Raw genomic sequence first — 9,540 nt, 5'->3', positions numbered from 1 at the left:
TCGGCGACCGCCTCACCGCCGACAAATACCTCCCCCATGACCGCATACTGGCCGCCACCACCGACAAGCCGCGAAACTGTATTCCAGCGGGCGCCTACTCGAACTTTCTCTGCTGGAATACCGTTTCGGCGGAAACTAGAGCGACGCGTCGATCTCGTGCGGGCTGAGCACGTGGTCGAGCACCAGGGTGGCGCTGCCGATGACGCCGGAGCGGTCGCCATAGGTCGACGGCACCACCTGAAGCACCCTGGTCGCCAGCGCAGTTGCGTTGCCGTACAACGTTTCTCGCAGTCCCGCGACAAAGATGTCGTAGGCGCCCGCCATGTCTCCCGCGACCACGAGCACGGCCGGATTGAGCAGGTTGACCGCCGCGGCAAGGACTTCGCCGACGTGGCGGCCGCTGTCGCGGATCATCCGGCGGGCGTCGGCGTCGCCGCTGTTGGCCAGCTCGACGACATCGCGCAGGTGACCGACGGCGCGGCCGTCCCTTTGTAGCGCGCGGACCAATGCCCAGCCGCCGGCAATCGCCTCCAGGCAACCGGTATCGCCGCACCGACACGGCATGCCCGCAGCCGCCTGCGTCTTGTTGTGGCCGAGTTCCCCGGCCGCCTGCACGGCCCCGCGCTGCAGCACTCCGCCGGCAATGATGCCCGCGCCGAGACCGGTCGATGCCTTGATCACCAGCAGATCGTCGAACGCCCGGCGATCACCGCGCCGCTCGGCGAGCGTGATGACGTTGGCGTCGTTGTCCAGAATCACCGGCGCATCGGTCAATTCACGGAAGTACGGCGGCAACGGCACGCCGTCCCAGCCGCTCATGACGGGTGAGTCGAGGCTGCCTCCACGTTGCTGATCGACGGTGCCGGGAAGGCTCAGCCCGACGCCATAGATCCGATCGTCGGGACGCCCGGAGTCGTCCAGAAGTGCGTCGAGCCGCTTGACGACGTCGGGCATCAGGTCGTCGGGCAGCAGGCCCGGCTCCTGATCGATATCCGTCGCCGCCAATATTTCGCCGGCCAGATTGCACACCGCAAGCCGGGTCCGGCTACGGCCGATGGCCGCCGATAGGACGACACCAGCGTCGGCGTTGAAGGTCAGGAACGTGGCCGGGCGCCCACCGGTCGACGGCGCTAGTTCACGCTCGACGACCAGCCCCCGCGCGGTGAGCGCAGTCACCCGCGCGGATACCGCGGTGCGGGACAGGCCGGTGAGCTGACCGATCTCGGTGCGGGTGATGTCGCGCCGATCCCTGATCAGGGCACAGATCTCTCCGGCGGACGTCGTCGTTGAAGTCCTGGTTAACGCCATTCAGGCAGCGTAACCCCCATCACTTCTGTATTTCAAATACCTAAGTGCGTTTGCGGAGCATCCGAAGTCTCTCTACGGTGGGGACTTGACCGATCAAGCCCGACGCACGATGAGGAGGACCAGATGGCGACCGTCACTGCCGTTGGCCCCTGCGACTTCCTGATCTTCGGAGGCACGGGGGACCTGGCGATACGGAAGTTGTTGCCGGCGCTGTACCTGCGCGACCGCGACGGTCAGCTGACCGCCGACACCAGGATCATCGCCGTGGCCCGGGCGGGCCTGGACGAGCCGGGCTACCGCGACAAGGTCCACGCTGAGCTGGGCCGATTCGTTTCCTCCGAGCTGCTCGACGCGGCGACTGTCGACCGGTTCCTCGGGCGCCTGCGGTTCGTCAGCATCGATCTCACCGAACCTGCCGACTACGTGGCCGTCACCGACATCCTGTCGCCGTCGACGGTCGACATCCGGGTCTTCTACCTAGCCTGTGCACCCGCCCTGTTCGGACCCATCTGCGACGCCCTCGGCCGACAGGGGCTGGTCTCCGAGTCGTCGCGAGTGGTACTCGAGAAGCCGATCGGCCGAGACCTTGCATCAGCGCAGGCCATCAACGACGCCGTGGGAGCCGTGTTCGATGAGCGGCAGATCTTTCGCATCGACCACTACCTCGGCAAGGAGAGCGTGCAGAACCTGCTCGTCACCAGGTTCGCGAACACGCTGTTCGAACCGCTGTGGAACTCCAGCTGGATCGACCACGTCCAGATCACCGCCGCCGAATCGCTCGGCGTCGGCACCCGCGCCGACTACTACGACAAGTCCGGGGCGCTGCGCGACATGCTGCAAAACCACCTGCTGCAGGTGCTGTGCCTGGTCGCGATGGAACCTCCGACGTACATCGACCGCGAGACCGTCCGCGACGAGAAGCTCAAGGTGCTGCAGGCGCTGAAGCCGATGTCCGTCGACGAGATCAAGCGTCACACCGTGACCGGACAGTACGGACCCGGGCTCGCCGAGGGCGGGGTGGTCAGCAGTTACCGCGAGGACGCCGAAAACCCCGACAGCTCAACCGAAACGTTCGTCGCCGTGAAGGCCGAGATCAACAACTGGCGATGGGCCGGGGTGCCGTTCTATCTGCGGACCGGAAAGCGGATGTCGAAGCGATACTCCGAGATCGTCGTCCAGTTCAAACCGGTTCCCCTGCCGATGTTTCCCGGCAGCGACGGAGCGTCCGAACCGAACCGACTGGTCATCTCGCTTCAACCCGATGAGGAGATGCGCCTGGAGCTGACGGCGAAGGAGCCGGGGCCGGGCGGCATCCAGATGCGGCCGGTGTCGCTGGCGCTCAACTACACCCAGGCGTTCCAACGGCGGTCGCCGGACGCCTACGAGCGCCTGCTGATGGACGTCGTCCGTGGTGATCCGACGCTGTTCATGCGGCGCGACGAGGTGGAAGCGGCATGGACGTGGGCTGAACCGATTCTGCGCCAATGGCACAACTCTTCTCGGGTGCCGCGGCTGTACCCGGCAGGTACGGATGGTCCCGTCGACGCGGCCACCCTGCTCGAACGTGATGGCAGGCGATGGCATGAAGGAGCTGCATGACACACCCGGTGATCACCGACGTGACGGCGAGGATCGCGGCGCGCAGCGTTGAGCGGCGCAGTGCGTATCTGGCGCGGCTGGCGAGAGCGGCCGAAACCGGCCCTGCCCGTGGCCGACTCGCCTGCGCCAACCTCGCGCACGGCTTTGCGGCATCCGGCATACGCGACAAGGAAGCACTGCGCCGCATGGTCAAGCCCAACATCGCGATCGTGTCGTCGTACAACGACATGCTCTCGGCACACAAGCCGTTCGAGAGCTATCCCAAACGGCTGAAGGAGGCCGTCCTCGGCGCCGGCGGCATTGCCCAGTTCGCGGGTGGTGTGCCGGCCATGTGCGACGGCATCACGCAGGGCCGGGAGGGCATGCAGCTGTCACTGTTCTCCCGCGACGTGATCGCCATGGCCACCGCGATCGCGCTGTCACACGACATGTTCGACGCTGTGCTGCTGCTCGGCGTCTGCGACAAGATCGTGCCCGGAATGCTCATCGGCGCACTGGGATTCGGACACCTGCCCGTCATCTTTGTGCCTGCTGGCCCGATGACATCGGGGCTGCCGAACGACGAGAAGTCCAAGATCCGCCAGCTTCACGCCGAGGGCAAGGTCGGTCGCGACGCGCTGCTCGACGCCGAGGCGGCCTCCTACCACAGCAGCGGTACATGCACGTTCTACGGCACCGCGAACTCCAACCAGCTGCTGATGGAGGCGATGGGCCTGCATCTGCCTGGCACCAGCCTGGTCAACCCGGACACCCCGCTGCGGGATGCGTTGACCGCCGAGGCGGGCCGTCGCGTCACCGGCCTGACAGCTTTGGGCGACGAGTACACGCCCGTCGGCGAGGTCGTCGATGAACGTGCCGTCGTCAACGGGTGTGTAGCCCTGCTGGCGACCGGCGGCTCGACCAACCACACCATGCACCTGGTAGCGATCGCCAATGCGGCGGGAATCACGTTGTCGTGGAAGGACATCGCCGACCTGTCGGCCGCGGTGCCGTCGCTGGCCCGCGTGTATCCGAACGGCAAGGCCGACATCAATCACTTTCACGCGGCGGGTGGTATGGCCTGTGTCATCGGCTCGCTGCTCGACGCCGGCCTCATGTACGCCGATGTACGCACGGTCGCCGGCGACGGACTCGGCCGCTATACGTACGAACCGCGGCATGACGGTGAAGGGCTGCGGTGGGTCAAGGGTGCGAAGGCAAGCCTCGACACGACGGTGTTGCGCACCGTCGACGACCCGTTCGCACCCGACGGCGGCCTGAAGACGCTCACCGGCGGCCTCGGCACGGCGGTGATCAAGACGTCGGCCGTCGACCCGCAACACCGGACTGTCACCGCGCCTGCCCTGGTGTTCGACAGTCAGGAAGCGTTCCTGTTGGCCTTCCAATCCGGTTCGCTGGAGCGCGATTTCGTCGCGGTGCTGCGCTACCAGGGCCCGAAGGGGCTGGGCATGCCCGAGCTGCACAAGCTCACCCCGGCGCTGGGTGTGCTGCAGGACCGCGGCCACCGGGTGGCACTGGTCACCGACGGCCGCATGTCGGGCGCATCCGGAAAGGTGCCCGCCGCAATACATCTCACACCCGAGGCGGCAGCAGGCGGTCCGCTGGCCCGCGTGATGGACGGCGACGTCATCACGCTCGACGCCGAAGCCGGCGCCCTTACCATCCACGTGTCCGACGACGACTTCGCCTGCCGCGCCCCCACCGGCAGGGCGCCGACAGCCGACGAGTGGGTCGGCACCGGTCGCGAACTGTTCGCCAGCATGCGAGCCGCTGTCGGCCCGGCCGACGAGGGTGCCACCGTATTCAGGAGCTCAGTATGAGAGAAAACACGTCACTGCTCGACATCGTCCCGGTCATCCCCGTCGTGATCGTGCGCGATGCGACGGACGCCGTGCCGATTGCCAGGGCGCTCGTCGAAGGTGGCCTGCCGATCATCGAGCTGACGCTGCGCACCCCTGTAGCGATGGACGCGATCGAGCGGATCGCCGCCGAGGTGCCCGAGATCATCGTCGGCGCAGGCACCATCGTCGATACCATTGCGCCCAAGCAGGCGGCCGCCGCCGGGGCGCAGTTCCTGGTGTCCCCCGGAAGCACACCAGCGCTGCGATCGGCCATGCGCGACACCGGATTACCGAATCTGCCGGGTGTGGCCACCGTGTCCGAAGTTCTGGCGCTGCTGGAAGACGGCTACACCGACATGAAGTTCTTCCCGGCAGAAGCCGCTGGCGGGGCCGCGTATCTGCGGGCGATCCATTCCCCGGTTCCCGTTGCGCGGTTTTGTCCGACGGGCGGAATAACGCCGACGAACCTGGCGTCGTACCTCGGGCTGCCCAACGTCGGGTGCATCGGTGGCAGCTGGCTCACGCCTGCCGATGCGATCGAGAGCCGCGACTGGACCCGAATCGCGAGTCTTGCGCATGCCGCCGTCGAACTTGCCAACCCCAAAACACGAGAGTCCGATTCACAGTGACCATTTCACTCGATCGCCCGACCGGACCGCCTGCCGTCGTCGCACCCGACCCGACGGTGCGCTGGCTCGCCGTGCTCGCCCTTGCGCTGGGCGGCTTCGGGATCGGCACCACTGAGTTCGTCGCGATGGGCCTTCTGCCCGACATCGCGGCCGGCCTTGGCATCACCGAGCCCACGGCGGGCCACGTCATCTCGGCGTATGCGCTGGGCGTTGTCGTCGGCGCGCCATTGATCGCCGCGCTGACGGCACGGATGGCGCGCAAGCCGCTGCTTCTCGGCCTGATCGCGGTGTTCACGCTCGGCAACCTCGCCAGCGCGCTGGCGCCGTCGTACGAAACCCTCATGGTCGCGCGGTTTGTCGCGGGCCTGCCGCACGGCGCGTTCTTCGGTGTCGCCGCCCTGGTGGCCGCCCACCTGATGGGCCCGCAGAACCGCGCGAAGGCGGTCGCACATGTGATGTGCGGCTTGACGGTGGCGACGGTCGTCGGTGTGCCTGCCGCGTCATGGCTAGGCCAGGCGCTGGGCTGGCGAAGCGCGTTCGGACTTGTCGTCGCGATCGGTGCGATCACGTTGACCGCGCTGTGGTTCTGGCTGCCGATGCGATTGCGATCGATGCCGAGTAGCAGCCCGCTGACCGAGCTCGGCGCGCTGCGGCGGCCGCAGGTCTGGCTGGCGCTCCTGGTGGGCATGATCGGTTTCGGCGGCATGTTCGCGGTCTACACGTACGTGAGCACCACGATGACCGATGTTGCCGGACTGCCCCGCGCACTGGTTCCGGTCGCACTCATGGTCTTTGGCCTCGGCATGGTGGTCGGCAACCTGGTGGGTGGCCGATTGGCCGACCAGTCGGTGATTCGCGCGCTGTACATTTCGATCGCCGCGCTTGCCACCGTGCTTGCGGTGTTCGTGTTCGCTTCGCACAACCCATGGACTGCGTTGTTGGTACTGTTCGGCATCGGCGCGTCGGGCTCGGCCATCGCGCCCGCGCTGCAGACGCGGCTGATGGACGTCGCGTACGACGCACAGACTTTGGCTGCGGCGCTGAATCACTCGGCACTCAACATTGCTAACGCCACCGGCGCATGGGTCGGCGGCGTGGTGATCGCCGCGGGCTACGGCTACACCGCACCGGCCGTCGCGGGCGCGGTGCTTGCCGTGGGCGGGTTGCTCGTGCTGACGATTTCTCTACTGCTGCAGCGCCGTTCGCGGTAGCCGCGCCGATCGCACGGCGAGCCACTCTCTCATATGAACTACATATGTTTGTGTTCACTATGAGCATCAGCCAATAGCCGGAATACGGCCCTAGATTGGAATGCATAAGCAGACCAACAAAACTGAAGGGTCGGGAAATGAAAAGCTATCTCGCCATTGGAATTACCGCATGTGCCGTTGCATCCGCAGCCGTCGCTCTTGCTTCTGTCGCGACTGCGGCACCCACGGGACCGTCGCAGGTGAACGACACCGTCCAGTCGCTGGAATCCCAGGGCTACCACGTGATCGTCAACCGGACGGGCGGCGCGGCGCTTTCGGATTGCACCGTCAGCGCGGTGCGCCCGGGCCAGATCCATTCGACCACGGACTCGCGTGGTGGCGGCTCGGTCAATACGACAGTCACATCACAGACGGTCTACGTCGACGTCGCCTGCTAGGGCTCTATATCAATTCGGACATTGCCGACGGTTCATGTTGAACCGTCGGCAATTTCACTTTGAACGTCGTCTTCCCGTTTCCGGATTCGGCCTCGATGGTTCCGTTGTGCGCCTCGACGATCGACGCCGCGATAGACAGCCCCAACCCGAAGCTGCCCGCTTGGCGTGACCGCGACTTGTCGGCGCGGAAGAACCGCTCGAACAGATGCGGCAGCAGATCCTGCGGGATCCCCGGCCCGTCGTCGCTGACGGTCAGTTCGGCGTACGCTGTGCCGTCATCGCTTCTGCCCGTTGCGATTCCCGTCGTCACCGTGGTGCCGGCCTGCGTATGGACCCGGGCATTGGACAACAGGTTGGCCAGCAGCTGATGCAGTCGCGCACGGTCCCCCTGGACCCACACAGCCCCATCGGGCAGCTGGGTGAGCCACCGGTGTGACGGCGCGGACACCGCGGTGTCGTTCACTGCATCCATCACGACATCGGTGAGGTCGACTCTGGAGGTCTCGAGGTCCTGGCCCTCGTCGAGCCGCGCCAGCAGCAGCAGATCGGAGACCAACGAGTTCATCCGCCGCGCTTCAGCTTCGATGCGGGCCAGTGAGTACTCGGTGGTGTCCGGAAGGACCGAGCTGTCCTGCCGGGTGAGTTCGGCGTAGCCGTGGATGGCGGCCAGCGGCGTGCGCAACTCGTGACTGGCATCGGTGATGAACCTGCGCATCCGGCGGTCCGACGCCGCCACGTCGGCAAGCGCCCGCTCGACGTGATCGAGCAATCGGTTCAGGGTCTCACCGACGAGACCGACCTCCGTGCGCGGATCGGTGTCCCCATTCGGCACCCGCGGCGCGATCGCGTGGTGGTCGCGGTCCAGCGTCAGCGTCGCCACCTCGGCCGCCGTTGCGGAGACCCGGCCCAGCGGACGAAGCGCGAACCGGACGATCGCAACCGTGCCGAGCGCCGTGATCAGCAGGGCTAGCGCGGTCAACACCGCGACGATCGCCGTTTCCCGCGCCACGGCTTCCTGAGCCGGTTCTAGCGACACCGCGGTGACCAGGCGCTCGTCCCCGTCACCCGGGCGGACCTCCATCAAGTACTCGCCGTGACCGGCCAGGTCCACCTCCTGCTTACCCGTTCCGATCCAGGCCGCCAGTTTGGGAATCTCGGCAATCACCTTGCCGGACGCCGGGCCGGCCTCACCGTCTTCGAAGTGCGCCGAATCGACGACCTTGCCGTTCTGAATGAGCGCGATGACGTTTCCTGGTGCTTGGCCGACGACCTGGGTCAGCGGCTTCATCGCTCCGGGCGGCGGTTTGCGGCCATCGGCCATGGGCGTGATGCGGAACTTCGTCACGCTGTAGCTGAAACCGTCCGCCGACGCCGTCAACTGGGTATCGATGACCCCGGAAAGCGAACTGCGGAGGGTCAGTACCGACAGCACACCGACGGTCAGCAGCACCACCATGACTATCGCCGAAACCCCGATTACGAGCTGTCGCCGAAGCGTCCATGTCTGCCAGCGCCGCAACAAGCCAGTCATTCCGCGGGCCGCAGCATGTAGCCGACGCCTCGAACCGTGTGGATCATCGGTGCATGCTCGGCGTCGATCTTCTTGCGCAAGTACGACACGTACAGGTCGACGATGCTCGACCGGCCGCCGAAGTCGTAGTTCCACACCCGGTGCAAAATCTCCTTACGGCTCAACGCTTTTCGTGGATTGCGCATCAGAAACCGCAGCAACTCGAACTCGGTCGACGTCAACGCGATCGGCTCCCCCGCCCTGGCGACTTCCCGGCTGGCGCTGTCGAGTTCGAGATCGCCGACGCTCAGCGTCTCCTCGTCGGCCGGTGTCAGGTAGGCCGACCGGCGCAACAGCCCGCGCAGCCTGGCGACCAGCTCCTCCAGGGAGAACGGCTTGGTCATGTAATCGTCGCCGCCCGCGGTCAGCCCGGTGACCCTGTCGATCACCGAGTCTCGAGCTGTCAGGAACAGCGTTGGCGGGTAGGTGTCGGAGTCGCGGATCTGCTGCAGCACGCCGAGCCCATCCATGTCGGGCAGCATGATGTCGAGGACCAGGATGTCGGGGGTGTTGGCGTGGTACTTGTCGACGGCCTCGCGCGCGTCGTGAGCGACGTCGATCTCCCAGCCCTCGTATTGCAGTGCCATCCGAACCAGGTTCGTCAGCGCGCGCTCGTCGTCGACCAGCAGCACACGGATCGGCGAACCGTCGGCGCGGTACATCCGGGGCAGCTGGCCGAGAATCGCGCGACGAGGTCCCGCACCTTGGTCAGCGACCGGCACAGAGGTCATCAGCCCATTCTGGCGGTCACACAGCGCCTCGTCACGGTCCTCATAGATATTTCATATGTGGGCATCAAACCGGTGTTCGAGCCGCTCGGGCGACGCTACAGTCACTCATCGCATCGACTCGATCGTCCTGGCTCTGGCTCGGTGTCGGGTCGGTGCTTCTGCCGTTCGCCCAGTTCCAAACCATCCTGCCGCTGGCCGCGTGGTTGGCCCCGAT

General features: G+C 66.2%; 8 protein-coding genes. 5 read left to right on the top strand and 3 right to left on the bottom strand.

The features are described from left to right. Positions 1-135: 135 nt before the first annotated feature. Positions 136-1,308 (bottom strand): ROK family transcriptional regulator, encoded by a 1,173-nt coding sequence (locus VFH65_RS00510; protein WP_353319160.1) that lies wholly within the window; start codon positions 1,306-1,308, stop codon positions 136-138. Between the two features lie 123 nt (positions 1,309-1,431). Here VFH65_RS00510 and zwf point away from each other — a divergent pair, with 123 nt between their 5' ends. The 5 genes from zwf (at position 1,432) to VFH65_RS00485 (ending at position 7,025) form a co-directional block, all read left to right on the top strand. After that, positions 1,432-2,907: a glucose-6-phosphate dehydrogenase gene (gene zwf, locus VFH65_RS00505; protein ID WP_353319159.1), complete on the top strand. Its 1,476-nt coding sequence runs from the start codon at positions 1,432-1,434 to the stop codon at positions 2,905-2,907. Further along, on the top strand, positions 2,904-4,727 hold the full coding sequence (gene edd / locus VFH65_RS00500) for a phosphogluconate dehydratase (protein WP_353319158.1): 1,824 nt from the start codon (positions 2,904-2,906) through the stop codon (positions 4,725-4,727). Before zwf ends, edd begins: the two co-directional genes overlap by 4 nt. Further along, positions 4,724-5,377: a bifunctional 4-hydroxy-2-oxoglutarate aldolase/2-dehydro-3-deoxy-phosphogluconate aldolase gene (gene eda / locus VFH65_RS00495; protein WP_353319156.1), complete on the top strand. Its 654-nt coding sequence runs from the start codon at positions 4,724-4,726 to the stop codon at positions 5,375-5,377. The genes edd and eda overlap by 4 nt, the downstream gene beginning before the upstream one ends. Beyond that, positions 5,374-6,588, top strand: a complete 1,215-nt coding sequence (locus tag VFH65_RS00490; protein WP_353319155.1) for an MFS transporter — start codon at positions 5,374-5,376, stop codon at positions 6,586-6,588. The genes eda and VFH65_RS00490 overlap by 4 nt, the downstream gene beginning before the upstream one ends. Before the next feature lie 239 nt (positions 6,589-6,827). After that, positions 6,828-7,025 (top strand): hypothetical protein, encoded by a 198-nt coding sequence (locus tag VFH65_RS00485; RefSeq protein WP_353319154.1) that lies wholly within the window; start codon positions 6,828-6,830, stop codon positions 7,023-7,025. Positions 7,026-7,029: 4 nt separating this feature from the next. On the opposite strand, the gene VFH65_RS00480 is transcribed toward VFH65_RS00485, so the two are convergent. After that, a complete protein-coding gene (locus tag VFH65_RS00480; RefSeq protein WP_353319153.1) occupies positions 7,030-8,556 on the bottom strand; it encodes a sensor histidine kinase in 1,527 nt (508 codons plus the stop codon). Beyond that, a complete protein-coding gene (locus VFH65_RS00475) occupies positions 8,553-9,326 on the bottom strand; it encodes a response regulator transcription factor (RefSeq protein ID WP_353319152.1) in 774 nt (257 codons plus the stop codon). Before VFH65_RS00475 ends, VFH65_RS00480 begins: the two co-directional genes overlap by 4 nt. Between the last annotated feature and the right edge of the window lie 214 nt (positions 9,327-9,540).

The sequence above is a fragment of the Mycobacterium sp. genome (assembly GCF_035697385.1).
GTDB lineage: Bacteria > Actinomycetota > Actinomycetes > Mycobacteriales > Mycobacteriaceae > Mycobacterium.
This window is presented reverse-complemented; position numbering and strand designations above follow the sequence as displayed.